Source organism: Catellatospora tritici (genome assembly GCF_019083965.1).
Lineage (GTDB): Bacteria > Actinomycetota > Actinomycetes > Mycobacteriales > Micromonosporaceae > Catellatospora > Catellatospora tritici.
Map to the genome: position 1 here is coordinate 214,602 of NZ_JAHRCY010000009.1, position 25,907 is coordinate 240,508.

Annotated in this window: 16 protein-coding genes; 9 read left to right on the forward strand and 7 right to left on the reverse strand. The window is 71.5% G+C overall.

Going from position 1 to position 25,907, the window contains the following annotated elements:
• The first annotated feature begins 35 nt into the window (after nt 1-35).
• From KUA19_RS21855 to KUA19_RS21885, 7 genes are all read left to right on the forward strand, one after another.
• Entirely contained in the window at nt 36-3,629 is a 3,594-nt protein-coding gene (locus KUA19_RS21855; protein WP_217398371.1) for a non-ribosomal peptide synthetase, read from the forward strand.
• Between the two features lie 32 nt (nt 3,630-3,661).
• Nucleotides 3,662-4,645, forward strand: coding sequence for an aldo/keto reductase (locus KUA19_RS21860; protein WP_217398373.1), 984 nt, complete (start codon nt 3,662-3,664; stop codon nt 4,643-4,645).
• Nucleotides 4,642-5,361 (forward strand): sulfotransferase-like domain-containing protein, encoded by a 720-nt coding sequence (locus tag KUA19_RS21865; RefSeq protein ID WP_217398375.1) that lies wholly within the window; start codon nt 4,642-4,644, stop codon nt 5,359-5,361. Before KUA19_RS21860 ends, KUA19_RS21865 begins: the two co-directional genes overlap by 4 nt.
• A 14-nt stretch (nt 5,362-5,375) precedes the next feature.
• A complete protein-coding gene (locus KUA19_RS21870) occupies nt 5,376-6,254 on the forward strand; it encodes a family 3 encapsulin nanocompartment shell protein (RefSeq protein ID WP_217398377.1) in 879 nt (292 codons plus the stop codon).
• Complete coding sequence (locus KUA19_RS21875) at nt 6,251-7,417, forward strand: MFS transporter (protein WP_217398379.1); 1,167 nt, start codon at nt 6,251-6,253, stop codon at nt 7,415-7,417. Before KUA19_RS21870 ends, KUA19_RS21875 begins: the two co-directional genes overlap by 4 nt.
• 108 nt (nt 7,418-7,525) lie before the next feature.
• Nucleotides 7,526-9,445, forward strand: a complete 1,920-nt coding sequence (locus KUA19_RS21880) for a collagen-binding domain-containing protein (RefSeq protein WP_217398381.1) — start codon at nt 7,526-7,528, stop codon at nt 9,443-9,445.
• A gap of 248 nt (nt 9,446-9,693) precedes the next feature.
• On the forward strand, nt 9,694-10,497 hold the full coding sequence (locus tag KUA19_RS21885) for a class I SAM-dependent methyltransferase (RefSeq protein ID WP_217398383.1): 804 nt from the start codon (nt 9,694-9,696) through the stop codon (nt 10,495-10,497).
• Nucleotides 10,498-10,564: 67 nt separating this feature from the next.
• Here the strand turns inward: KUA19_RS21885 and KUA19_RS21890 are convergent, their stop codons facing one another.
• The 3 genes from KUA19_RS21890 to KUA19_RS21900 form a co-directional block, all read right to left on the reverse strand.
• Nucleotides 10,565-12,985, reverse strand: coding sequence for a Xaa-Pro dipeptidyl-peptidase (locus KUA19_RS21890; RefSeq protein WP_254549865.1), 2,421 nt, complete (start codon nt 12,983-12,985; stop codon nt 10,565-10,567).
• 646 nt (nt 12,986-13,631) lie between these two features.
• Nucleotides 13,632-14,255, reverse strand: a complete 624-nt coding sequence (locus KUA19_RS21895; RefSeq protein ID WP_217398385.1) for a DUF305 domain-containing protein — start codon at nt 14,253-14,255, stop codon at nt 13,632-13,634.
• A gap of 53 nt (nt 14,256-14,308) precedes the next feature.
• Entirely contained in the window at nt 14,309-15,061 is a 753-nt protein-coding gene (locus KUA19_RS21900; RefSeq protein ID WP_217398387.1) for a class I SAM-dependent methyltransferase, read from the reverse strand.
• Between the two features lie 269 nt (nt 15,062-15,330).
• Here KUA19_RS21900 and argS point away from each other — a divergent pair, with 269 nt between their 5' ends.
• A complete protein-coding gene (gene argS / locus KUA19_RS21905) occupies nt 15,331-17,046 on the forward strand; it encodes an arginine--tRNA ligase (protein ID WP_217398629.1) in 1,716 nt (571 codons plus the stop codon).
• A gap of 75 nt (nt 17,047-17,121) precedes the next feature.
• On the opposite strand, the gene KUA19_RS21910 is transcribed toward argS, so the two are convergent.
• Together KUA19_RS21910 and KUA19_RS21915 are read right to left on the reverse strand one after the other, a co-directional pair.
• Complete coding sequence (locus tag KUA19_RS21910; RefSeq protein ID WP_217398389.1) at nt 17,122-17,925, reverse strand: SigB/SigF/SigG family RNA polymerase sigma factor; 804 nt, start codon at nt 17,923-17,925, stop codon at nt 17,122-17,124.
• Nucleotides 17,926-18,109: 184 nt separating this feature from the next.
• Nucleotides 18,110-18,433 (reverse strand): STAS domain-containing protein, encoded by a 324-nt coding sequence (locus KUA19_RS21915; RefSeq protein ID WP_217398391.1) that lies wholly within the window; start codon nt 18,431-18,433, stop codon nt 18,110-18,112.
• A 149-nt stretch (nt 18,434-18,582) separates the two neighbouring features.
• On the opposite strand from KUA19_RS21915, the gene KUA19_RS21920 reads away from it, so the two are divergent.
• Nucleotides 18,583-20,952, forward strand: a complete 2,370-nt coding sequence (locus tag KUA19_RS21920; protein WP_217398393.1) for a SpoIIE family protein phosphatase — start codon at nt 18,583-18,585, stop codon at nt 20,950-20,952.
• Between the two features lie 49 nt (nt 20,953-21,001).
• Here the strand turns inward: KUA19_RS21920 and KUA19_RS21925 are convergent, their stop codons facing one another.
• On the reverse strand, nt 21,002-21,544 hold the full coding sequence (locus KUA19_RS21925; protein WP_217398631.1) for a response regulator: 543 nt from the start codon (nt 21,542-21,544) through the stop codon (nt 21,002-21,004).
• A gap of 11 nt (nt 21,545-21,555) precedes the next feature.
• Entirely contained in the window at nt 21,556-25,866 is a 4,311-nt protein-coding gene (locus KUA19_RS21930; protein ID WP_308167577.1) for a HAMP domain-containing protein, read from the reverse strand.
• Nucleotides 25,867-25,907 lie beyond the last annotated feature (41 nt).

Consider the following 25,907-nt stretch of genomic DNA (forward strand, 5'->3'; position numbering starts at 1 on the left):
CCCGCGCCCGGCGGTCCACCGACGATGGAGGACGGATGGGCTCCGGTCACGCCCCGGAAAACGGTCACTATTCCTGCACCATCCCCGCGTATCCGAGTGACCCCGAGGCAGGCGAGCAGCCCGGCGAGCTCGCCTGCGCGGCCGCGCTGGCCGCCGTGGAGACCGCCACCCGCCTCTCGCGCACCCTGCCCGTGCGGGTACGCGAGTCCGACACCTGGCACTGCCTACCGACCTGGCCCGACACGCTGCGCGAACACGACGGCCCCGCCGCCCGCGCCCAGGTGCGCGAACTGGTCGGCGGCTTGCCCGCCGACACCGAGGCCGCACTGGAGGTCCTGCTCGGGCAGGGCACCGGCCGCCCGCTGCTGGGCGTACGCGTCAGCGTGCGGGTGACCGGACTCCGGCTCACCGCCGACGTGGCGATCGCGCCCGGCGACCCGTGGGCCGGGATGGCCGACGCGGTGGCCGAACTGTTCGCCGAGGTCGTACGGGCCCTGCTGGCCGACCCGCACCTGTCCCCCGCCGACGCCGACGGCCTCGGCGCCGCCTCACGGCAGCTGCTGCTGGGGCGGCTGGCTGGACGCGAGGTCGAACACGGACCGTTCCGTGCCATCCCGACCATGATCGAGGACCGGGTCGACGAGCAGCCCGACGCCCCCGCGCTGAGCTACGGCGGCCGCACGCTGACCTACCGCGAGTTCGACGACCACGCCAACGCCCTGGCCGCCGAGCTGCCCGGCCACGGGGTGGCCCGGGGCACGGCGGTGCCGGTGCTGCTGGGCAACAGCCTGGAGCTGCCGGTGGCGTACCTGGCGCTGATGAAACTCGGCGCGGCCTTCGTGCCGCTGGACCCGGCCTGGCCCGCCGACCGGCTCGCGGCCACCCTGGAGGTGCTGGCCGCGCCGGTGGTGCTGTGCGCCGACGCGGGCGCGCTGCCGCAGTGCTGGCGTGAGCGGGCGCTGCCCGTCGCGGTCGTGGCGAGCCCGGCCCCGGCGCCCCGGCCCGGCGTGGTGCTCGGCCCGGACGACGTCATCTACGGCATCTTCACCTCCGGCACCACCGGCACGCCCAAGTGCGCGATGAACCTGCACGGCGGCCTGACCAACCGGTTCCGGTTCATGACCCGCTACTTCGGCGCCGGCGGACAGGTGGTGCTGCAGAACAGCAGACACACCTTCGACTCCTCGGTGTGGCAGCTGTTCTGGCCGCTGACCACCGGTGGGCGCACCGTCGTCCCGGCCCAGGGCGACTTCCTGGACCTGGGCCGGACCGTCGACACCATCGCCGAGCACGGCGTCACCATGACCGACTTCGTGCCCAGCATCTTCAACGCCCTGGTGACGCTGGTCGACCACGACGAGCGGGCGTTGGCGCGCATCAGCACGCTGCGCCGCCTCATCGTCGGCGGCGAGGAGATGAACCGGCAGCTGGCCCACCGGCTGATGGCGTTGCTGCCCGCGGTCAGCCTCACCAACGGGTACGGCCCGACCGAGGCCTCCATCGGCATGGTCTTCCACCGGGTGAACCCGGACGAGACCGGCGCCGTGCCGCTGGGCCGCCCGATCGACAACTGCTACGCGGTGGTGGTCGACGAGGCGCTGCGGCCGCTGCCGCGCGGCGCGGTCGGCGAGATCGTCATCGGCGGGGCGTGCCTGGGCAGCGGCTACCTGGGCGACCCGGAGCGGACCGGGCAGGTGTTCGTGGCCAACCCGTTCCCGGAGATCCCCGGGGACCGGCTCTACCGCACCGGCGACCTGGGGCGCTACGACGAGCGCGGGCTGCTGCATTTCCACGGGCGGCGCGACTTCCAGGTCAAGATCGGCGGCGTACGGATCGAGCTGGGCGAGATCGAGACGGTGGCCGAGGGCTGCCCCGGCGTACGGCAGGCGCGGGTGCTCGTCGCCGAGCACGACGGCGCCAAGTCGTTGGCGCTGTTCGTCGACGGCACCGTCACCGAGGCGGCGCTGCGCGAGCACCTGCGCGCCGCGCTGCCCCGCAACAGCCTGCCCCGCCACCACTTCGTGCTGCCCGAGCTGCCGCGCAACGCCAACGGCAAGGTCGACCGGGCCGCGCTGCACCAGCGGCTGGACACGTGGCTGCGCGGGAACGCGGCGGTGCTCGCCGCCGAAGACGGCCCGGCCCCCGACGAACCCACCGCCCGGATGCTGTCGCTGTTCCGGCGCACGCTGGGGCGGCCCGAGCTGCGCGCCGACGAGAGTTTCGTGCGCGCGGGCGGCGACTCGCTGCAGGCGCTGACGCTGACCTCGGTGCTCAGCCGCGACAGCGGGGTGAAGGTCGGCGTGCAGGACCTGTTCGCGCACCCGACCGCCGAGCGGCTGTCGGCGCTGCTGGCCACCCGGCAGGCCGACCCGGCCGAGGTCGAGGTCGACGAGGCGGTGCAGATGGACCGCGACGCGCGCGGCGCCACCGGGCTGACCGTGCCCGCCGCGATCCCGACGCAGGGCGGGCGCGAGCCGCGCACGGTACTGGTCACCGGGGCCAGCGGCTTCGTGGGCAGCAGGCTGGTGCACGAACTGCTGTCGCGTACGCCGATGCAGGTGGTGTGCCTGTGCCGGGCCGACGACGACGGCCAGGCGCTGGCGCGGGTGGTCGCGGCGCTGACCGAGCAGGGGCTGTGGCAGGCGCGGTTCGGCGACCGGCTACGCGCGTACGCGGGCGATCTGGGCCGACCCGACCTCGGCCTGGCGCCGACGGTCTGGGACCATCTGGCCCGCACCGTCGACGCGGTGCTGCACAACGGCGCCCTGGTGAACTTCCTGTTCGACTACCGGGCGCACCGGGCCGCCAACGTCACCGGTACCCGGGAGGTGCTGCGGCTGGCCCTGGCGCACCGGCCCAAGCAGCTGCACCACGTGTCGACCCTGGGCGTGCTGGACACCGAGGCGGCGCGGCACAACCGGCCGCTGGGCGAACGCTTCGACGTCGCCGCCGCGACCACCCCGCACAGCGGCTACGGCCGGTCCAAATGGGTCGCCGAACGGCTGCTGGCGCAGGCCGCCGCGCAGGGCGCACCGGTCACGATCTACCGGCTGGGCGAGGTGATGCCCGACGCCGACAACGGCTTCCCGAACCGGCGCGCGCTGACCCACCTGATGCTGTCGGCCTACCACCGGCTCGGCGTGTGCCCCGGCGCGGCCAGCCGCTCCGACTACACCCCGGTCGGGTACGTGGCCCGCCGCGTCGTCGCCGGACTGACCGACCCGGCCGCGTGGGGCCGCACGCTGCACGTGTTCCACCCGGAGAGCGTCTGCTTCGGCGACGTGCTGTCGCGGGTGGGCCGCCCGATCGAGCGCATCCCGAACCTCGACTTCCTGGCCCGGCTGCGCGAGGCCGCCCTGGACACCGGCGACGCGGAGCTGAACACGCTGCTCATGCTGCTGAAGGTGCCGCCGGGCGCGACCGAGCACGCGGTTGGCCGCCGCTTCGGCGGGCTGCTGACGGACAACCCGCGCCTGTTCGCCAAGGACGAGTGCCGGCGGCTGGAGCAGCGCTGGGGCCTGTCCGACGAGTGGCTGTACGGCCCGATCGCCGCCTACCGCGACCACCTGGACCGCCACCTGGCCCCGCTGGGCCGCCTGGACCTGCCGGCGCTCGCGCCGGCGCACTGAACACCCGCGTGCACCACTACGAGAGGAAAAGAATGCAATACCGCAAGATGGGCCGCCTCGGCTGGGAGGTCAGCGAGATCGGCTACGGCATGTGGGGTATCGGCGGCGGTCCCGGCGGCTTCACCGGCTGGGACTACGACGCCGCGCCCGGCGCCCTCGACGAGGCGGTCGAACTCGGCTGCAACTTCTTCGACACCGCCTGGGTCTACGGCCGCGGCGTCAGCGAGCAGCTGCTCGGCGCCCTGCTCAAGCGCCACCCCGACCGCCGCCTGTACGTGGCCACGAAGATCCCGCCGAAGAACCGCGAGTGGCCGCCGCGCCCGGCCGACACGCTGGACGAGGTCTTCCCCGCCGACCACATTCGCGAATACACCGAGCGCAGCCTGGAGAACCTGGGCGTGGACCGCATCGACCTGATGCAGCTGCACGTGTGGGAGGACCGCTGGGCCGACGACGGCGCCTGGCAGGAGGCGCTGAGCGACCTCAAGCGCGAGGGCCTGATCGACGGCGTCGGCATCAGCGTCAACCGGTGGGAGCCGGTCAACTGCCTGAAGGCGATCGACACCGGGCTGATCGACGCGATCCAGGTCATCTACAACATCTTCGACCAGGCGCCCGAGGACGAGCTGTTCGAGCGGGCCCAGCGCGACGACGTCGCGATCATCGCGCGGGTGCCGTTCGACGAGGGCAGCCTCACCGGCACGATGACCGTCGACACGACCTTCCCGGAGGGCGACTGGCGCGCCACCTACTTCGGGGAGGAGAACCTTGGGCCGAGCGTGGCGCGGGCCGACCGACTCAAGGAGCTGCTGCCGGAGGGCATGACCCTGCCGGAGCTGGCGCTGCGGTTCATCCTGCACCACCCGGCGGTCGGCACGGTCATCCCGGGCATGCGCCGCCTGCCGCACGTACGCGCCAACCTGGCCGTCAGCGACGGCGTGCCACTGAGCCCGGAGCTGTTGGCCGAGCTGCGCGAGCACCGCTGGGACCGGACCCCCACCTGGTGGTCGATGTGACCGTGATCGCCATGTGGGCACATCCGCGGGCCGCCTCGACGGCGTTCCTGCGCATGATGATCGCCCGCGGGGACGTCACGGTCGTACACGAGCCGCTGGTCACCCTCACCGACTGGCAGGAGACGCCACTGCCGGATCGCGACGGCGGGACGAGGGTCTGCCGCACCCCCGGGGAGATCCTGGCGCACCTGGTCGATCTGGGCCGGGACCGGACGGTGTTCTTCAAGGACACGATGGAGTACCGGTACCAGTACCTGCACGACCACCCCGACCAGATCGCCGGGATCGAGCACACGTTCATCGTGCGCGACCCGGCGCGGGCGATCAGCTCCCACTACGCGATGAAGCCGACGATGTCCTGTTCGGACGTCGGCTACGAGCACCAGTGGCACCTGTTCGAGCTGGCCCGCACGGTGCTGGGCCGCGAGCCGGTGGTGATCGACGCCGACCGGCTGCTGCGCGAACCCGCCGCGGTGGTGGCGGCGTACTGCGCGGCGGTCGGGCTGCCGTTCCGGCCCGAGGCGCTGACCTGGGAGCCGGAGGACCGGACCGAGTGGCAGCGCACCAAGCAGTGGCACGTCGACGCCAGCCGCAGCAGCGGCTTCGGTGCTCCCGCCAAGGAATACCGGGCCACGGTCGCCAACAACGACCTGCTCCGGTCGTACTACGACCATCACCTGCCCTTCTACGAACGACTTGTTGAGCACGCGATATGAATGGAGCACAGCCCATGAGCACCGCAGTCGTGACGCCGGTGGACAAGAGCCTGTCCCCAGGTGAGGCGTTCGCCCGTGCCTACGCCGCCGATCGGGAGAAGGCCGAGGTCGTGTTCGACTTCACCATCACCGACGCGTTCCAGCCGACCAAGGACCGGCCCCGGGTGACCGTCCGCAACCTGTTCAAGAAGCGGCCCGCCGAAGGGGACGAGACCCGGTTCTGGAGTGAGAGCCGCCCGACCGCCGACGAGGCGGCCACGGTGCACGAGTCGGGGCTGCGCCGGGAGGCGGCGTTCAAGTTCGGCATGTCCAGCGCGAAGGTGGCGCCGGTGCGGGCGTGGGTGCAGATCCCGCCGGAGCTGGTCGACGACCTCGAGGCGCTGGCCGTGTTCGTGGACTTCCGGCTGCTGGTGCGGCTGGCCACCGCCGAGAACCAGGCGCTGACCATCGGCGAGCAGGGGCTGCTGAGCCACCCGGGCATCGCCGAGCTGCCGTACCACGGCGACTATGTGACCGGGCTGATGGCGGCGTGCAACGAGATCGAGCAGACCGGCGCCACCGCCCACGCGATGATCATCAACCCGGTGGACTACTACTACCACCTGGTCGGCAAGGGCAGCCTGCTGGAGGACCTGGCCCGCAACGGCACCATCATCAGCCGCACCCGCATGGTCGACCCCGGCTGCGCGCTGGTCGGCGACTTCGCCATGGCGGCCCGGCTGCTCGACGGCGGCCGGTCCAGCATCCGGATCGCCGAGCCCCCGCCGGGCACGTTCGCGCAGCCCGGCCTGGCCGTGTGCGCCGAGATCTGGGCGGGCGTGGCCGTGCACCTGCCCACCCACTTCTTCCACGTACGCCCGGCGGCGATCCCGCAGCAGCGGAGCGGGCAGTGACCGGCCGGTTCGAGGCGCTGCGCTTCTACGCCCCGTTCCAGCCCCTGTTCGGGGCGATCTTCTGCTGCCTGCTCAGCGTCGGGGCGTCACTGGCGGTGCTGCCGCTGTACGTGAAGGGCGAACTGCACGGCGGCGACGTGATGGTCGGCGTGGTCATCGCCGCGATCGCGGTGTCGGCCGTGGTGACCCGGCCGATCGCGGGCCGGTACGCCGACCGGCGCGGGTACAAGCGGGTCATGCTCGCCGGTGCGGTCACCTGCGGCGTGGCGAGCCTGGCCTACCTGGTCGCCTCGAACGAGGTCGTGCTGGTGGCGGTGCGGATCCTGCATGGCGCGGGCGAAGGCATGATCTACACCGCCGGGGCGGCGTGGCTGGTGCTGCTGTCCCCGGCGGCCCGGCGGGGGCGGGTCGTCGGCCTGTACGGCATCTTCATGTGGACTGGCATCACGCTCGGTGCCCTGATCGGAACGCTGATCCTGAAGTCGTCCGGCGGATACACCGCCGTGTGGCTGTTCTGCGTCGCCGCGGCGGCGGTCGGCGGGCTGCTGGTCGCGCTCAAGCCGAAGCCCGAGCAGCCCGCGCCCACGGCCCGGCCCCCGCTGGTGGCCCCCTCGGCGGTGCTGCCCGGCATAGCCCTGTCGCTGGCCGCGTTCGGTTACGCCGCCCTGGCCGCGTTCGTGGTGCTGCACCTGGACGCGCGTGGCATCGGCGGCGGCATCGCCGCGTTCAACGCCTACGGCTTCACCTACGTGGGCGTACGGCTGTTCCTCGGCGCGTTGCCGGACAAGCTCGGCCCCAGCCGGGTCGCGCTGTGGTCGGCGCTGGTCGAAGCCGTCGGCCTGCTCACCGTCGCGGTCGCGCCGAACCTGGTCGTGGCCGTGATCGGCGGCCTGATCGTCGGGGCCGGGCTGTCGCTGCTGTTCCCGGCACTGGCGCTGGTCGTCATCAACCGCACCGAGCAGTCGCAGCAGGGCGCGGCCCTGGGCGCGTTCACCTCTTTCTGGGACATCGGCCTGGCCGCGGGCGGTCCGCTGGCCGGGCTCATCGCGACGGGGTGGAACTATCCCGGCATCTATTACACGATGACCGCATGCGCGGTCGCCTCCGCGGCTCTGGCTCTGGTGGAGGCGACCGGCCGGGCTCGGGTACCGGTCCCGTCCTGAGCCCCACCGCCGCGCCCGGCCCGGACCTGACGCCTCCGGGCCGGGCGCGGCACCCGTTCCCCGAACAAATGCCCTGAGCAGGCATTATTCGGTCGATAGAGTCGAGAGATGCACAAACTGCTCCGTGGCATCGTCGCCACATCCGCATCGCTGGGCGCTGCCGCCGCGACGATGCTCCTCATCCTCGGCCCGGCCGGCCCGGCGAGCGCCGCCAGCCCGGCCGCACCAACGGCCGCCGCGCTCGGCTTCGACATCTTCGTGGAGGGCAACGCCAAGCTCTCCGACGGCGGAGGTGCCTCAGTAGCGCTGGGCGGCGACCTGATCATCGGCGGTGACCATTTCAGCGCCTTCCGGAGCACCTTCACGGCCCCCGGCGATACCAAGACCAGCGGGCTGGTGGTCGGTGGAGCCGTCGACTTCGCCGGCAGCGCCGCTGACGGGGACCTGCTGGTGAGCGGCGACGCCTACGCCAAGATCGCAGACCTGTCCAACGCTGACGTGCTCAACCAGGACACGAACGGCCCGGCGGTCACGCACGTCGTCGCCGACGGCGCCGCCTACGACAGCACCCCCCGGGTGAGCCTGTTCCTGACCCAGCCCGTCGCGTCGGTCGGCGCGGCGACCGGCATCGACTTCGCTGCGGCGTTCCAGGACTTCCGCAAGGCCTCGTCCGCACTGGCCCGGTGCGTCAACACGATCGTGCTCACCGATGCGCAGGGCCAGCCCCTGCCCGCGGTGATCCCGCCCGGCACGAACGCGTTCCTGACGCTGGCCCCGGGCGTCACGAACGTCCTGAACATCTCCGCGCCCAACCTGACCAACATCGCGACCCTGACCTTTGCGAACAGGCCTAACGCCTCGACGCCGCTGCTCGTCAACGTGGACACCGCCGCGGTGGCCGACGTGTACGACTGGCATCAGATGCCCGCCGTCGTCGGGGCCGTCGACCTGTCCGTCGACGGTGCGTACGCCCTCTGGAACTTCCCCACCGCCACCTCGATCAGCACGTTCTTCGGCAGCGTGCTGGGCACGCTGTACGCACCCCGCGCGGCGCTGACCATGCTGCACCACGCCGACGTCCGCGGCCAGGTCATCGTCAAGACCGCCGACTGGGGCAGCGACCTCAACGGCGACGCGGAGCTGATCCAGTCCCCGTTCGCGGCCACGCTGAACTGCGTACGGGCGACGACGCTGACCGTCACCGGTCCGGCCACGGTAGCCAACGGCTTCCCGGCGACGCTGAGCGGAACGTTGCAGGAGACGGGCAACGGCCCGATCAGCGGCAAGACCATCACGTTCACGCTCGGCTCGGGAGCGTCGGCACAGTCGTGCACCGGCACCACCGACGGCACGGGCGCGGCGAGCTGCACCATCGGGACCGTGGCCCAGCCCGCCACAGCGACCAGCGTGCCGGTCACGGCGACCTTCGCCGGGGACGGCACCTACCTGCCGTCGACCGCGTCGGCCACGGCGAAGCTGGTGTTCTACACCGGCCGGGCCGTCGGCCTGTCCAGCAAGGTGGTCGGTCGGCCGCTGGCGGTGGTCAGCGACACCGGCGAGGTGTCCACGTCGATGCGATCGACCACCGAGAAGGTGGGCGGCAGCCTGACGGCCGGACCGGTCCGCGCGAGCGGCGTGGGCGCGCGCGTCATCACCGGCGACGGGGAGTCCGCCGCCCGAGCGTGGACGACCGAGCTGACCCTGGGCCTGCCGGGCCTGCCGGCCATCCGGGCGACGGACCTGGTGGCGAGCTCGCGGAGCACCTGCAAGATCGGGTCGTACGGCGCGAACGCGACCGGTCGCACGACGATCGGCTCGCTGACCATCGGCGGGATCAACCGGCGACTGGGCGACATCACGCCCAATACCGTCATCCGGGTCGGCCTCCTGACGATCACCTTGAACGAGCAGAAGCCCATCCCGGGCGCCTCGGCCGGTCTGACCGTCACCGCGCTGCGGGTCAGCGCGCCGGGGGTGGCCGACGTGGTGGTGTCGCAGGCCAAGAGCGACATCCACAACTGCGGGTGATCGGTCCGGCAGTCTGTCGCGTGGGGCTCTGGCCCGTGCCGGAGCCCCACGCCGAGCGCGCCCCCCGCAAGCACTTGCGCTGACCAGCCGCGCGGCCGGCGCCCAGCCGACCGCGCGCCGCGCCGACCGGCGCACCAAGTAGCGATATGCGTCGCGGTCCATTCCGCATGTGCAGGTCAGCGCCATAAGGCGCCCATATCTTAGGAAAATTGTCTCGTATAGCAGGACCGCGTCCTAACGTGGACCGCATGCCGAACCAGGTCTACACCCACGGCCACCACGAGAGCGTGCTGCGCTCGCACCGCTGGCGCACCGCCGAGAACTCCGCCGCCTACCTGCTGCCCCACCTGGCCCCGGGCATGTCGCTGCTCGACGTCGGCTGCGGCCCCGGCACCATCACCTGCGACCTCGCCGCGATCGTCGCACCGGGCCGGGTCACCGCCATGGAGATCTCCGCGGACGCGCTGGAACTGGCCCGCGCCGAGGCCGCCGGGCGCGGCGTCGACAACATCGACTTCGTGGTCGCCGACGTGCACGCGCTGCACTTCGCCGACGCGAGCTTCGACGCCGTACACGCCCACCAGGTGCTGCAGCACGTGGCCGACCCGGTCGGGGCGCTGCGCGAGATGCGCCGGGTGTGCCGACCGGGCGGGGTGGTGGCCGCCCGCGACGGCGACTACGGCGGCTTCGCCTGGTATCCGCAGCTGCCGGAACTGGACCGCTGGCTCGAGCTGTACTACCAGGCCTGCCACAACAACATGGGCGAACCGGACGCCGGGCGGCGCCTGCTGTCCTGGGCGCGGGCGGCCGGGTTCACCGACGTCACCGCGACCGCCAGCCTGTGGACCTTCGCCGACGACCACGACCGGCAGTGGTGGGGCGGCATGTGGGCGGACCGGATCGTGAAGTCCGCCATGGCCGAGCAGCTGCTGCGCGAGGGCCTGTCCACCGAGGCCGAACTGCGGCAGCTCTCCGCCGCGTGGGCTTCCTGGGCCGCCGACCCCGACGGCTGGTTCACCGTCCTGCACGGGGAGATCGTCGGACGGGCGTGAGGCTTGTGTGGTGACCCCGCGCTGACGGCCGTCCGACGGTCATCGCGGGGTCACCACGATGCTGCGCCTACGAGCCGAGCGTCAGCGTCCAGGTGTCGATCCGGCCGACGTCGGCGGCCGCCGCGTCCTGTACGCGCAGCCGCCACGTGCCATTGGCGGTCTCGCCGGACAGGTTGACCGTGAAGGTCTGGTGGATATCGTCGGCGCTGCCACCGGAGCGGTTGCTCAGCGAGTAGCTCGACCCATCCGGCGCGACCAGGCTCACCACGAGATCACCGCGGTACGGGTGGACGATGTGCACCTCCGCCGTCGACGACGCCGATGCCGTACCCGGGCAGCCGCTGATGGTGATCGTGCTCTCCACCGCGGCCCCCGCGTCCGGGATCGCCACATCGGCCGAGTTGGTCGCCTTGCAGCCGCCAGCCCCGTTGACCGTGAGCGAGTAGACCGCGGTGCGGGTGGCAGCGGTGCCCGTACCGGTGATGGTGATCGGGTACGTGCCCGGCACGACCGACGCGGTGGTGCTCAGCGTCAGCGCGGAACTGCCGCCCGCCGTCACGGTCGACGGACTGAAGGACGCGGTCACACCCGTCGGCAGTCCGGCCGCCGACAGCGCCACGCTCTGCCCGGCACCGCTGATGACGGCCGTGGCGACGGTCGCGGTCAGCGAGCCGCCCGGGTTGGTCGCGCCCGCCGTCGGAGCCACCGAGATCGCGAAGTCGTCGCCGGTGGCCAGGCCCGTCTGCGCGATCGTCAGGGTGCTGCCGACCGGGTTGAGCCGCAGTACGGCCCCGGCCGGCGGGCGCAGCGTGTAGTCGTAGTCCGTGGAGATCACCACGAGGCCGATCCGGTGACCGGCCGCGAACACGTAGTCCTTGGGCTGCATGGCGAAGGTCAGCGGGTACTCCGTGCCCTGCACGACTTTCTCGCTGTTGGCGCGGCTGTTGCGGTTCTGCGGGTCGATCCAGCCGCGGGTCACGATCACGGGGGTGGTGCTGGTGCCCGTGCCGCCGTAGTCGACCAGCAGCGCGGTCACGTTGGCGTCGTTGCGGTTGGTGACGGCGAGCCGGAGCGAGACCCGGGGCGCGCCGGTCAGCGTGACCGCGGCGGGCAGGTTGCCGGTCCGGTAGACCAGCCGGTTGCCGTTCGCGCTGTCCGGGTTCGCGACCAGCGTCGTCGCCGTGCTGGTGCGCCCGTTGTCGGTGAACGACTGCGCCGAGGTGCCGGTCGGCGTGCCGAGGGTCAGCCCGCCGGGTGCGGTGGCCGAGGTCGCGTCGAGTTTGAAGACGGCATTGGCGGCGCCGGGGTTGGGCCAGTCGGTGTACTGGCGCCAGGTGCCGTCCTTGAACTGCACCTCGGCCCGGGGCTCGGTGAGGATGCCGTTGTCGATCCCCTTGAGGAAGTACTCGAACCAGCGCTCGACCGTCGCCTTGTAGTCCGCGCGCGAGGTCGTGCCGTGGCCGCCGTTGTGCAGCCAGATCTTGCGCGGCACATTGTTGGCCCGCAGCGCGTCCCACCACTGCGCGTAGTGCTGGCCCTTGACGTTCCAGTCCGCCTGGCCGTGGATGACGAACACACCCGCGGTGACCTTGTTCGCCTTGCCGACGTAGTCCCGGTCGGCCCAGAACTGCTTGTAGTCGCCGGTCACCCGATCCTGGTCGGACTCGATCTGGTTGATCCGGCTCGTGCAGTCGGTCCGGTCGACGACGGCCCGCGCCAGCACGTCGGCATCCTCGCCCTGGTACCCGCCCGGGGCGACGACGAGCCCGTTGGCGCGGTAATAGTCGTACCAGCTGGAGATCGCCGAGATCGGCACGATCGCCTTGAGCCCGGCGACGCCGGTGGCGGCGGCCATGTTCGGCAGCGTGCCGTTGTACGAGATACCGATCATGCCGACGTTGCCGGTGCTCCAGGAGGCCGTCACCTGGGCACCCGAGGCGCTGAACCCGCGGGCGCGACCGTTGAGCCAGTCGACGACCGCGGTCGTGGCCAGCGTCTCCTGCATGTCCCCGCTGGTCGGGCAGCCGTCCGAGTCGCCGGTGCCGAGGCTGTGGCCGAGCACGACCGCATACCCCTTGGGCACGAAGTAGTCGTCGTACCAGTCGGGCAGGTCCGGCACCGGCCTGGCGACGTTGACGCCCGGTCCGGCCGTCGGCGGGGCGGCCGGGGCGAGCGGGAACAGGCCCTCCTGCGGCAGGGCGCCGACGTTCACACCATGGTTCGCGGCGTTGGCCAGGCCGTTGCGGTACGGACTCTGCTCGAAAACGACGGGGAACGGCCCGCCTGTCGACGGCCGGGCGATGTCGATGGCGATCCGGTCGAGCCGTCCGTCGCCATTGGAGTCCACGCTGGACTCCACGTAGACGCGCTCCTCGATCTGGGCGAGCGCGGCCTGAGGTGGCGCCGCCGCGCTCGCACCGGCAGTCGAGACCGGGAGGGCGGCTGCGAGCAGCGCGAAAGCGATCGTTGCGCGGTGGGTGAACCGCATTTGGCTTCCTTCCAGGGGTGATGGATGGTCAGCCGATTATCGCAATAGCACGATGTTTGTCGATATTATTAGATCGATGTCGGTGATTGAGCCTCCGGCCGGTCACCGTTTGCCGCGACCACACGACCAAACCCGCCAGGACCGCCGCCCAGGGTCGCGAATCGCGTTCAGGCTCGGGAAAGCGACCGCCGACCGCGATCAAGGCCGACCCGGCACACGGTGATCGGCATTGGCGGTCAGTCTCTGCGGCAGGAATCCAGGTTCCGACCGCAAGCGGCGATCAACCGAAGAACGCAGTGCGCGAGGAGCCGCGGCAGACGCTGGTGAATCCCGGCGAGCGCGACGGACAACAACGCGGCATGGCACGGCACCGTGCGGCGCGGCGCGGCGCGGCGGCGCGGCGGCGCGGCCAAACGAACGGCCGCGCGGGCAACTTTGCTCTGCACCCCCGACCTTGCTCTGCACCCACCGGCGCACCGGTGTTGCGTCCCCGGGTGCAGAGCAAGCCGATGGGTGCAGAGCAAGCCGATGGGTGCAGAGCAAGCCGATGGGTGCAGAGCAAGCCGATGGGTGCAGAGCAAAGTCGCAATCCGGTACACACTGGCCCGGTTCGCCGTCGGCCGCGCGGCCGACGGCAGGACGACGGCTAAAGGCGGTCCAGGATGGAGCGCATGGTGGCGATCTCGGTGGACTGGCTGTTGACGACCTGCTGCGCAAGCTGCCGGACCAGCGGGTTGGTGCCGTCGACCAGCTCCTGATCGGCCATGGTGAGCGCGCCCTGGTGGTGGGCGATCATCAGGGTCAGGAACATCCGGTCGAACGGCGTACCCGACGCCTGACCGAGCGCCTTGAGCTGGGCGTCGGTGGCCATCCCGGCCATGGCGCCATGATCGGCGCCATGGCCCATGTCCATCCCGCCCGAGCTCAGGGTCGGCTGCTTGTACGCGTCCAGCCAGTCGAGCATGGTGTCGATCTCCGGCTGCTGCTCGGTCTTGATCTGCGCGGCCAACTGCTTCACCCGCGCATCGTTAGCCCTGCTCGCGGCCAGGTCCGACAGCTGCACCGCCTGCTGGTGGTGCGGGATCATCATCTGTACGAACATCACGTCGGTGGCGTTGAAGGCGGCCGCCGACGCCGATCCGGCGATCGCGGCGTCCGGCATCGCGCCATGGCCCATGCCCGCGTGGTCGGTGCCGCAGCCGCCGAGCAGCGCGGCCGCGACCGCCGCGGTGAGCAGCGCGGCAGGACGGTGACGGCGGGAGCCGGGCATGGGCGGGAACCTTCCGGTGTGGTCACCGGCGGTTCCGGCGTACCCGGTCCACGCTAATCCATGGCGGGGCGGTGGCCGGTGAAGAACTCGCGGGGCGGCCGGTCCTCGGTCGTCTCCTCCTCGACGACACGCACCTCGAACCCGGCCTCGGCGAGCAGGCGCAGCCAGACACCGCGTCCGAACAGGCCGGTGCGGTGCGTCTCGTGGACGCTGTGCACGGTGCCGTCGGCCTCGCGCAGCAGGAAGGAGTATTCGGTGGCGGTCCAGGTGTCGGCGGGGTCGGGGTCCCAGCACCAGGACAGGTAGCGGGCGGCCCGGCCGTCGGGGGCGTCGGCGCCGCCGTGGTCGGTGCCGGGTTCCCAGCTCTCGGCGGTCTCGTCGGGCACGAATACGGCGACGCCACCGGGGCGGGTGTGGGCGTACGCGGTGGCGACGGCGGCACGCAGGTCGTCCTCGGTGATCATGTAGTCGACGGCGTCGTGGACGTAGACGGCGTCGAAGACGCGGCCGAGGCGGATCGTGCGCATGTCGCCGACGTGATGCGGGCAGTCCGGGTTCAGCCGTCGCGACATCGCCAACATGGACTCGGACAGGTCGACCAACGTCATGTCGTAGTGGCGGCGCAGGTGTGCGGCGTTGTGGCCGCCACCGCTGCCCAACTCCAGCACCTCACGTACCGGGATCGAGGCGGTGGCCAGCACGGTGGCGCCGAACTCGGCCTCCTCGGCGTAGTCGTCCGGCGGGGAGATCAGGGGCCACCAGCGGGCGAGGTCGCCGTAGAAGCGGTAGTCGGGCGACTGCGTCATGGCAACCATCCTCGCGGCGTCGCGGGAATCCCACGACCCCATTTCGGGTGCGATCGGGTATGGTCGGGCGCATGACCCCGCAGTGGCTCCGCGACCGCCGTCCCGGCCGGTCCCTGCCCGCGTCCGGGTCCCGCGTCGCGCGACGACGCGTTCCGGCAGCCCGCTGAGCGCATCCGCGCCCACAACAGCGTCGCTGCCGCCATACCCCCGAAGGCTCTTCGCCTTTCGCCCTGCCCTGCCTTCTCGCAGAAAGCGAACGATCCATCATGATCGACTTGGAATCCCTGCTGCTCGACCGGTTCGCGTCGGCCTTCGCCACGGTCGCCGACGGCCCCGCGGACCCGGCGCTGCGCCGCTCGCAGCACGCCGATTTCCAGGCCGACGGAGCGCTCGCGCTGGCCCGCAGGCTGGGCCGCAACCCCCGGGAGATCGCCGCCGAGGTGCTGGCCGCCGCCGACCTGGCCGACCTGGCCACCGCCGAACTCGCCGGGCCGGGGTTCATCAACGTCACCCTGCACGACGACGCGGTCGCGCGGCTGCTCGGCCACGTCTACACCGACCTTCGGCTCGGCGTGCCGACGGCCGAGCTGCCGCAGACCGTGATCATCGACTACTCGGCGCCCAACGTGGCCAAGGAGATGCACGTCGGGCACCTGCGCTCGACCGTCATCGGCGACGCCGCCGCCCGGGTGCTGACCTGGCTCGGCCACGACGTGGTGCGGGCCAACCATCTCGGCGACTGGGGCACCCCCTTCGGCATGCTCATCGAGCACCTGCTCGACGTCGGTGAGGCCGAGGCGGTGCACGAACTGTCGGTCGGCGACCTGAGCGGCTTCTACCGGGCCGCGCGGGCGAAATTCGACGGAGAGCCGGGCTTCGCCGACCGGGCTCGGGCGCGGGTGGTCGCGCTGCAGGCCGGGGACGAGGCCACGCTGCGGCTGTGGCGGCTGCTGGTCGCCGAGAGCGAGAAATACTTCCTCAGCGTGTACGCCAAACTCGGCGTCACCCTGACCGGCGCCGACTTCTGCGGCGAGTCCTTCTACAACGACCGGCTGGACAGCGTCGTCGACGAACTCGACGAGCTCGGCCTGCTGCGCGACAGCAACGGGGCGCAGTGCGCGTTCCCGGCCGGGTTCACCGGGCGTGACGGCGAACCGTTGCCCATCATCGTGCGCAAGAGCGGCGGCGGCTACGGCTACGGCGCCACCGACCTGGCCGCGATCCGTTACCGGACCCAGGAACTGCACGCCGACCGGATGCTGTATGTCGTCGGCACCGAGCAGCGTCAGCACCTGGAGATGGTGTACCAGACCGCGCGGGAGGCGGGCTGGCTGAAGGAACCCGCCGAGGCGGTGCACGTCGGGTACGGCCTGGTGCTGGGCGCCGACGGTCGCAAACTGGCCTCCCGGTCCGGTGACACGGTGAAGCTCGCCGACCTGCTCGACGAAGCGGTCGCGCGGGCACTGGCCCTGGTCCGGGAGAAGAACCCGGAACTCGACGCCGACACCCAGGCGTCCGTGGCGCGGGCGGTCGGCATCGGCGCGATCAAGTACGTCGACCTGTCCAGCGAGCGGGGCAAGGACTACACGTTCGACTGGGATCGGATGCTGTCGTTCAGCGGGGACACGGGGGCATATCTGCAGTACACGTACGCGCGGATTCAGTCGATCTTCCGGAGGGGCGGCGTGGCGCCGGATCCGGCGGCGACGATCCTGGTGGAGCACCCGGCCGAACGGGCGCTCGCGATCGAGCTGCTGCGCTTCCCGGCAGTGGTGGCGCAGGCGGGCCAGACGCTGCAGTTCCACCGGCTGGCGGCGTATCTGCAAGGGCTGGCCGGGGCGTACACGTCGTTCTACGACAGTTGTCCGGTGCTCAGGACCCAGGATGAGGTGCTGGCGAGTCGGCTGGCCCTGTGCGACCTGACGGCCCGCGTCATCGCCCGCGGCCTGGATCTGCTCGGCATCGCCGCCCCACCCCGGATGTGACAGTCCCCCCGCCCCTCCGCTCCTTCGGGGAGGGGCGGGGGTTTTGCCGCCAACACGGGTCGGTGCGCCGGACGGTCAGTCGTCTTCGCTGGTGAGACGGTCGCGCAGGACGGTGAGCGCGCGGGCGAGCAGGCGGGAGACGTGCATCTGCGAGACGCCGACCTGTTCGGCGATCTCCGTCTGGGTACGGCAGTCGACGAACCGCAGCCGCAGGATGCGGCGTTCCCGCTCGGGCAGGGTGTCGATGGCCTGGCGCAGCGCGTCCCGCTCGGGCAGGCTCTCCACCTCGCCGTCGACGTCGCCCAGCAGATCCTGCAGCTGCCCCTCGGCCCCGTCCTCCCCCACCGGCGCGTTGAGCGAACCCGCCGTGTACGCCGCGGCGCAGTCGAGCGCCTGGCGCACCTGCTCGGCGTTCACGTGCAGGTGCTCGGCGAGGTCGTCGACGGTGGGCGTGCGCTGCAGCTGCTGGCTGAGCTCGGGCACGGCCCGGCACACGGCCAGGTGCAGTTCCTGCAGCGAGCGCTGTACGTGCAGGGTCCAGGTGCGGTCGCGGAAGTACCGTTTGATCTCGCCGAGCATGGTGGGCAGCACGTAGCTGGCGAACGGCACGCCGCGCTCGGGTTCGTACCGGTCCACCGCCTTGATCAGGCCGATGGTGGCGACCTGGGTCAGGTCGTCGAGCTCCTCGCCGCGATTGCGGAAGCGCAGCGCCAGGCGCCGCGCCACGGGGGCGCAGCCACAGATGATCTCCGCGCGCAGGCGCTCTCTGCCGGTGTCACAATCCGGCAGACGGTGCAGTAGGAGCAACTGGTCATGGAACTGGGCAAAAGTATCGGTCAACGAGCCCGTACCGCCGGTGGCGGTCAACGTGGTGTTCATGGCCGGAACCTGGTCCCCTGCCGTTGTCGCGCCCCGCGCGGTGGAACGACAGGAAGAGCTGGCGGTGGTGCCCTGCTGCTGGAGCACCAGGCGAAGCCTTATGTTGCGGCGACGCCGGTTTGCCGCATTCGCGACATGGGTAAGCGTACTCTCCGAAACAAGTCCCGCGCGACCTGCCGCGCCGTCACATTTTCGTCGCGGGCGGCGTGAGCAGCCTCCCCACGCCGGTCACATCGAGGACCTTGGCCACCCACTGTTGGGCGTCCCGGACGTACAGCTGGTGACCGACGTCGGAGGCGCACTTGTACGCGTCGAACAGCGACCGCACCCCGGTCGAGTCCAGGAATCCGACCCCGGACATGTCGACCATGACGACGGGCGCGGCCTGTACGGCCGCGCACAGCTCGTCGCGTAGCGCGCCCGCCGTCATCAGGTCGATCTCGCCCCGGACGCGGACCACTGCCAGCCCGTCCTCGATGGTGTGCTCGACACCGAACTCGCGACCCATCGGCTCCCTTTCCGTCCCCTCCCATTAACGCATGTCAGCGACGTACCGGACACCTGTCGCACCGCCTGGCCGCGACCCGGGGCGGTCTGGTAGAGAGAAGGCGGACAACGGCGGTTTCGACGACAGGACAGCGGGGCAGAGGGACTTCCATGGTGCGAGCGGCACGGCAGCAGCCCGCGGACGACGACTGGGTCGCGCGGGTACAGCGCCTGGAGTCCGAGGTGTCCGGCCTACGGCGGGCCATGCGTACCCGGGGGCTCATCGAGCAGGCCAAGGGCATCCTCGCCGAGCGACTGGGCTGCGATCCGGAGACCGCGTTCGGGCAGCTGTCGACCATGTCCCAGCAGCGCAACGTCAGCGTGGTCGACCTGGCCGCCGACATCGTCGGCGCCCGGGTGCCCGCGACCGCGGCCGCCCAGGATCCGGTGGCCCCGACCTCGCCGGCGGCACCGGTGGTAGCGCCCGCGACGCTGGGCTCGCAGGTCGCGGCATCGGTGGCCGCTCCGCGGACCAGGGTCGGCCTGGCCGACAACCCGGATCAGCCGCTACCCACCGCGCAGGCCCGGACGCTGCGGCGGTGCCTGGCGGCGATGGACGCCGCCGAAGACTTCGAGGTTCTCACCCGGGCCCTGGTCACCATCGGGATGGGCGACCCGCCGGGTGGCGCGGCGGCGGTGTTCGTGGTCGAGCCGGACGAGGCGGTGCGGCTGGTGGCCAGCCACGGCTGGCCCGCGCAGGTCGCCAGCGAGTGGCGTCGCTCGCCGAGTTCGCTGCCGACGGTGGTGGGCAACGCGGCCCGTACCGGGCGGCCCCTGCTCATCGACGGACTCACCCCGCACGATTTCGTCCTGATCGGACCCGGTCTGGCCCGCGCGGCGTTCCCACTGGTCGCCGATGAGCAGGTGGTGGGCGTGCTGGCCCTGGTCTGGGCCGAGCCGCAGCAGTTCGACGCCGTCGACCGGGGTTATCTCGACCAGCTCGCGGCGGGGACGGGGCGGGCGCTACGGCGGTTGTGGCCGACCGCCGACGACACGCCCGCGCAGTTGCCGCTGTGGCTGGCCTCGATGCTCGACGTGATGGACGGACCGGGCCACCTGCTGGTGCCGGTGCACGGTGTCGGCGACACCGTCGAGGACTTCACCATCGCGGCGGTGAGTCGGCAGGCCCGTGTCGACGAGGGCGACACGGTGGGGCGGCGACTGCTCGACGCGTACCCGCAGTTGCGGGCCAACGGCGTCTTCGACGCGTACGTGAAGCTGCTGCGCGACGACGTGCCGTTCAGCCGCGAGGCCAGCACCGAGGACGCCCTGATCGACGGCCGACCGCGCCGGGTGGTGCTCAACAGGCGCGCGGTGCGCATCGGTGACGCGCTGCTGGCGAGCTGGTCGCGCATCGACGACGCGCTGAGCAACGACGAGCGCATGGCGCGGCTGGAGACGCTGGGCCGCTTCGGCTGGGCCGAATGGGACCTGCGCGCCAAGGACGCGGTGTGGTCGGCGGGCCTCTACGGCCTGGTCGACCGCGAGCCGGAGCACGGACCGATGACGCTGGAGAAGTTCGCCGGGCTGTTCGCCGCCAGCGACCGGGGCGCGCTGAAGCAGCTGCTGGTCGACCTGGCGCAGGGCGGTACGGAGCTGGCCGAGCTACGGCTGAACACCACCCGCGGCATCGTGCCGGTGCGCGTGTTCGGCGAGGCGGACCTGCACGACGGCGAGGTGCGGCTGATCCGACTGGTGCTGCAGGACGTGTCGGAGAAGCGGGCGGCGCAGGACCGGTCCACGCGCAGCGAGAACGCCGCCGCCGCGCGGCAGCTGCAGCTGGCCGCCGAGCAGGCGCTGACCAGCAACCTGACCCGGCTGCTGTACCCCAACCGCGACCTGACCCTGGCCGGGCCGGGGGTGCGGGTCACCGGGCGCCACTACGCCGCCACCTCGCCGCGTACGGCGCTGCGGGGCGACTTCTGTGACGCCGATCGGCTCGACGACGGCAGCATGCTGTGTGTCATCGGCGACACCTGCGGCACCGGCCTGGTCGCGGCCGCGGCCGTGGTGCGGCTGCGCTTCCCCGTGATGGCCCTGGGTGTGGCCGGCGCCGCCCCCGCCGACATCCTGCGCAGCATCAACGACATGATCATGCGGGCGCCCGACGCGCCCCTGGCCAGCCTGCTGATCGCCCGCTACCGCCCGCAGGACCGCACCCTCACCTGGGCCTCGGCCGGGCACCTGCAGCCGATCCTGGTGCGCGACGGAGCCGCCCGGGCGGTGGACGAGCAGACCGGGCCGATGCTGGGCCTGATGGACGGCATGCGGTTCGCCACCGCCACGATGACGCTGGCCCCGGGTGACAGCCTGGTCGCGTTCACCGACGGCGTACTGCACCGGCGCAAGCGCGACCCGCTGTCGGACTTCCGGGACCGGGTCGAGGCCGCGCACCGCGACGGCGGTAGCGCCGCCCTGTGGGAGATCACGCCGACCGAGCGCGACGACGAGGCCTGCATGCTGGTCCTCGACGTGGAGTAGTCGACTGACCCGGGCCGCGCTGCCCACCGTCCGCCGGGCAGCGTCCGGCTCAGGCCGAGGCCGCCTCCCGCTGCGCGGCGGGCAGGGCCGCCAGCAGGGCCGCGCGGGCCTGCTCGGACTGGCCGGGCTCGGCCAGCAGCCGCACCGCCTCCTGCGCGGCCGCCGACAGCCTGCTCCACTGCGCCGCCTGCTGGCGCAGCTGCTGGTTCTTGGCCCACAGCTCGGCGAAGATGGCGACCTTGGCCCGCAGCACCCACGGGTCGAACGGCTTGGTCAGGTAGTCCACCGCACCGGCGGCGTAACCGCGCAGGGCCAGGCGCGCGTCACCGTCGGCGGCGGTGAGGAAGATGATCGGGATGTGGCGGGTGCGCTCGCGCCGCTTGACGTGTCCGGCCGTCTCGAACCCGTCCATGCCCGGCATGTACGCGTCCATCAGGATCACCGCGAAGTCGTCGATGAGCAGCCGCTTGAGCGCGGCCTCACCGCTGCTGACAGCGACCGGGTCCACCGGCAGCCCCTGCAGCATCGCCTCCAGCGCCACCAGGTTGTCGGCGCGGTCGTCGACCAGCAGCACCTTGGCCGGGCCGGTCACGGTCGGCTGGCTCATGCCTGCTCCTTACGGGTGATCCAGGCCGACATCAGCCGCAGCAGCTCGTCCAGGTCGACCGGTTTGGTGATGTAGTCGCTCGCCCCGGCGGCCAGCGCGAACTCCCGGTCGCCGGGCATCGCCTTGGCGGTCAGGAACACCACCGGCAGGTCGGCCAGGTGCGGATTGCGGCGGATGATGCGGGTGGTCTCGTAGCCGTCCTGCTCGGGCATCATCGCGTCCATCAGCACGATGTCGATGTCGGCGTGCTCGGCCAGCAGCCGGACGCCGTCGTTGCCGTTGTCGGCGTACAGCACTCGCATGCCGTGCTGCTCCAGCGCGCTGGCCAGCGCGAACACGTTCCGCACGTCGTCGTCGACGATGAGCACGGTGGCGCCGCCCAACGGCAGGGCCACCTCGTCGGCGACGAGTTCGCTCGCGGCACGGCCGATGATCGGGCGGCCGACCGGCGCCGTCACCGGCAGGGGCGGCGGGGGCGGCGTCAGCACGGCCGGGGCGCCGGTGAGCATGCCGGGCAGGTACAGGGTGAACGTCGACCCCTCCCCCGGCGCCGACGTCACGGTGATGGTGCCGCCGAGCAGGCGCGACAGTTCCCGGCTGATCGACAGGCCCAGGCCGGTGCCGCCGTACTTGCGGCTGGTGGTGCCGTCGGCCTGCTGGAACTCGTCGAAGATCAGGGCCAGTTTGCTGGCGGAGATGCCGATGCCGGTGTCGCGTACGGCGAACATCACCACCTCCCCGGCCTGGTGCAGCGACGCCTCCTCGAACACCAGGTCGGCCGGTGCCGGTCCGATCTCGAGGGTGACCAGGCCGCTCTCGGTGAACTTGACCGCGTTGGACAGCAGGTTGCGCAGGATCTGCTGCAGCCGCTGCGCATCGGTGATCATGCCCGCGGGCAGCACCTCGGACAGGCGTACCTCCAGGGTCAGGCCCTTGTCCTCGGCCTGCGGCCGGAACGCCTGCTCCACGTAGTCGCACACCTCGCGGAAACGTACCTCACCGGGCTGCACGTCCATCCGGCCCGCCTCGATCTTGGACAGGTCGAGGATGTCGTCGATCAGGGCGAGCAGGTCCGACCCGGCACTGTGGATGGTGCGGGCAAACTCGATCTGCTTGGCGTGCAGGTTGTTCTCGGTGTTGTCGGCCAGCAGCCGCGACAGCAGCAGCAGCGAGTTCAGCGGCGTACGCAACTCGTGCGACATGTTCGCCAGGAACTCCGACTTGTACTGCGAGGCCGCCGACAGCTGGCGCGCCTTGTCCTCCAGACCCAGCCGGGCCAGCTCGATCTCCCGGTTCTTGATCTCGATGTTGCGGTTCTGCTCCGACAGCTGGGCCGCCTTCTCCTCCAGCTCGTTGTTCGTGCGCTGCAGCTCGACCGAGCGGTCGCGCAACTCCTGCGCCAGCCGCTGCGACTGGGCCAGCAGCTCCTCGGTGCGCCGGTTGGCCAGGATGGTGTTGAGCGCGATGCCCAGGGTGCCCGCCAGCCGGTCCAGGAAGTCCAGGTGCAGCTCGGAGAAGGCGGTGACGCTGCCGAACTCGATCACGCCCAGCGACTCGCCCTCGAACGCGATCGGCAGCACGATCAGGTCGGCGACGGCGGTCTCGGCGATACCGGAGCGGACCATCAGCGTGGTCTTGCCCGCCCCGGCGCGGATGGCCCGCCGGTCCAGGGCGGCCTGCCCGACCAGGCCCTCGCCGGGGGCGTAGCCGGAGGCGGCGCCATCGGTGGAGTAGCCGTACGCGGCGGCCAGCTGGAGCTGGGAGACGTCGCCGTCGAGCACGGACAGGAAGAACGCGCCGAGCTGCGCGTCGATCAGCGGCGTGACCTCCGACATGATCATGCGGCAGACCTGCTCCAGGTCGCGCTGGCCCTGCAGCAGCTCACCGGCGCGGGCCAGGTTGGAGTCGAGCCAGCCCTGCTCGGCGTTCTTCTTGGTGGTGTCGCGCAGGGCGACGATCATCTGGTTGACGTTGTCCTTGAGCTCCGCGACCTCGCCCTGCGCCTCGACGGTGATGCGCTGGGTCATGTCGCCGCGGGTCACCGCCGTGGACACCGTCGCGATGGCGCGCAGCTGGTTGGTCAGCGTGGAGGCGAGCTGGTTCACGTTCTCGGTGAGGTGGCGCCAGGTGCCGGAGACCCCGCGCACCTGCGCCTGGCCGCCGAGCTTGCCCTCCGAACCGACCTCGCGCGCGACTCGCGTCACCTCGTCGGCGAACGACGACAGCTGGTCCACCATCGTGTTGACGGTGTTCTTGAGCTCCAGGATCTCGCCGTGCGCGTCGACGGTGATCTTCTGCGACAGGTCGCCCCGGGCCACCGCGGTGGTGACCTGGGCGATGTTGCGGACCTGACCGGTCAGGTTGGACGCCATGAAGTTCACGTTGTCGGTCAGGTCGCGCCACGTACCCGCGACGCCGCGCACCTGCGCCTGGCCGCCGAGCTTGCCCTCGGTGCCGACCTCGCGCGCGACACGCGTCACCTCGTCGGCGAACGACGACAGCTGATCCACCATCGTGTTCACCGTCGACTTCAGCTCCAGGATCTCGCCCTGGGCGTCGACGGTGATCTTCTGCGACAGGTCACCCCGGGCCACCGCCGTGGCGACCTGGGAGATGTTGCGGACCTGCGCGGTCAGGTTGGACGCCATGACGTTCACGTTGTCGGTCAGGTCGCGCCAGGTGCCGGAGACCCCGCGCACCTGCGCCTGGCCGCCGAGCTTGCCCTCCGAACCGACCTCGCGCGCGACCCGGGTCACCTCGTCGGCGAACGACGACAGCTGATCCACCATCGTGTTGACCGTCGACTTCAGCTCCAGGATCTCGCCCCGCGCGTCGACCGTGATCTTCTGTGACAGGTCACCCTGGGCCACAGCCGTGGTGACCTGGGCGATGTTACGAACCTGGGCGGTCAGGTTGCCCGCGAGCTGGTTCACGTTCTCGGTCAGGTCACGCCAGGTGCCCGACACCCCGGCCACCTGCGCCTGACCGCCGAGCTTGCCCTCCGAACCGACCTCACGCGCGACCCGGGTCACCTCGTCGGCGAACGACGACAGCTGATCCACCATCGTGTTCACCGTCGACTTCAGCTCCAGGATCTCGCCCCGCGCGTCGACCGTGATCTTCTGCGACAGGTCGCCCCGGGCCACAGCCGTGGTGACCTGGGCGATGTTACGGACCTGACCGGTCAGGTTGGAGGCGAGCTGGTTCACGTTCTCGGTCAGGTCACGCCAGGTGCCCGACACCCCGGCCACCTGCGCCTGACCGCCGAGCTTGCCCTCCGAACCGACCTCACGGGCAACCCGGGTCACCTCGTCGGCGAACGACGACAGCTGGTCCACCATCGTGTTGACGACGTCCTTGAGCTCCAGGATCTCGCCCTGCGCGGCCACGGCGATCTTCTGCGACAGGTCGCCCCGGGCCACCGCCGTGGCGACCTGGGAGATGTTGCGGACCTGCGCGGTCAGGTTCGACGCCATGTAGTTCACGGCGTCGGTCAGGTCCTTCCAGGTCCCGGCCACGCCGGGCACCTCCGCCTGGCCGCCCAGTTTGCCCTCGGTGCCGACCTCGCGAGCCACCCGGGTCACCTGCTCGGCGAAGACGCGCAGCGTGTCGGTCAGCGAGTTGATGGTGTCGGCCAGGTCGGCGACCTCGCCACGAGCGGAGATGGCGATCTTCTGGGACAGGTCGCCCTGCGCGATCGCGGTGGTCACCTGCGAGATCGAGCGCACCTGGGCGGTCAGGTTCGACGCCATGAAGTTGACGTTGTCGGTCAGGTCGCGCCAGGTGCCGGAGACACCGCGTACGTCGGCCTGGCCGCCCAGCTTGCCCTCGGTGCCGACCTCACGGGCCACCCGGGTGACCTCGTCGGCGAACGAGGACAGCTGGTCGACCATCCGGTTCACGGTGCGGCCGATGGTGAGGAACTCGCCGCGCAGCGGCCGCCCGTCGATGTCCAGGCGCATGTGCTGCGACAGGTCGCCCTCGGCCACGGCCACGATCACGCGGGCGATCTCGGCCGTCGGGCGGCCCAGGTCGTCGATGAGGTTGTTGACGGCCTTGATGCCTTCGGCCCAGGCGCCGTCGTACGCCTCCTCGTCCATGCGCTCGGTGACCCGGCCCTCCCGGCCGACCACCCGCGAGATGCGCAGCAGCTCCCGGTTGCGCTGCTCCTGCAGCGCGATCACCTCGTTGAACGCGTCGGCGACCTCGCCGACCACGCCGGCCCGGCGCGGCAGGCGCACCTTGAAGTCGCCCGTACGCATCGCGTGCAGGGCCGCGGCGACCTCGTGCCACTGGGCCTCGTCCACCCGCTCCCGCTGCGCAGTCGCTCCAGCCACCCGCCGACCTC

Excerpts from the sequence above, each read along its gene's own strand:
- KUA19_RS21855 (WP_217398371.1), top strand. The coding sequence starts at position 36 with ATGGGCTCCGGTCACGCCCCGGAAAACGGTCACTATTCCTGCACCATC.
- KUA19_RS21860 (WP_217398373.1), top strand. The coding sequence starts at position 3,662 with ATGCAATACCGCAAGATGGGCCGCCTCGGCTGGGAGGTCAGCGAGATC.
- KUA19_RS21870 (WP_217398377.1), top strand. The coding sequence starts at position 5,376 with ATGAGCACCGCAGTCGTGACGCCGGTGGACAAGAGCCTGTCCCCAGGT.
- KUA19_RS21880 (WP_217398381.1), top strand. The coding sequence starts at position 7,526 with ATGCACAAACTGCTCCGTGGCATCGTCGCCACATCCGCATCGCTGGGC.
- KUA19_RS21885 (WP_217398383.1), top strand. The coding sequence starts at position 9,694 with ATGCCGAACCAGGTCTACACCCACGGCCACCACGAGAGCGTGCTGCGC.
- KUA19_RS21890 (WP_254549865.1), bottom strand. The coding sequence starts at position 12,985 with ATGCGGTTCACCCACCGCGCAACGATCGCTTTCGCGCTGCTCGCAGCC.
- KUA19_RS21895 (WP_217398385.1), bottom strand. The coding sequence starts at position 14,255 with ATGCCCGGCTCCCGCCGTCACCGTCCTGCCGCGCTGCTCACCGCGGCG.
- KUA19_RS21900 (WP_217398387.1), bottom strand. The coding sequence starts at position 15,061 with ATGACGCAGTCGCCCGACTACCGCTTCTACGGCGACCTCGCCCGCTGG.
- KUA19_RS21910 (WP_217398389.1), bottom strand. The coding sequence starts at position 17,925 with ATGAACACCACGTTGACCGCCACCGGCGGTACGGGCTCGTTGACCGAT.
- KUA19_RS21915 (WP_217398391.1), bottom strand. The coding sequence starts at position 18,433 with ATGGGTCGCGAGTTCGGTGTCGAGCACACCATCGAGGACGGGCTGGCA.
- KUA19_RS21920 (WP_217398393.1), top strand. The coding sequence starts at position 18,583 with ATGGTGCGAGCGGCACGGCAGCAGCCCGCGGACGACGACTGGGTCGCG.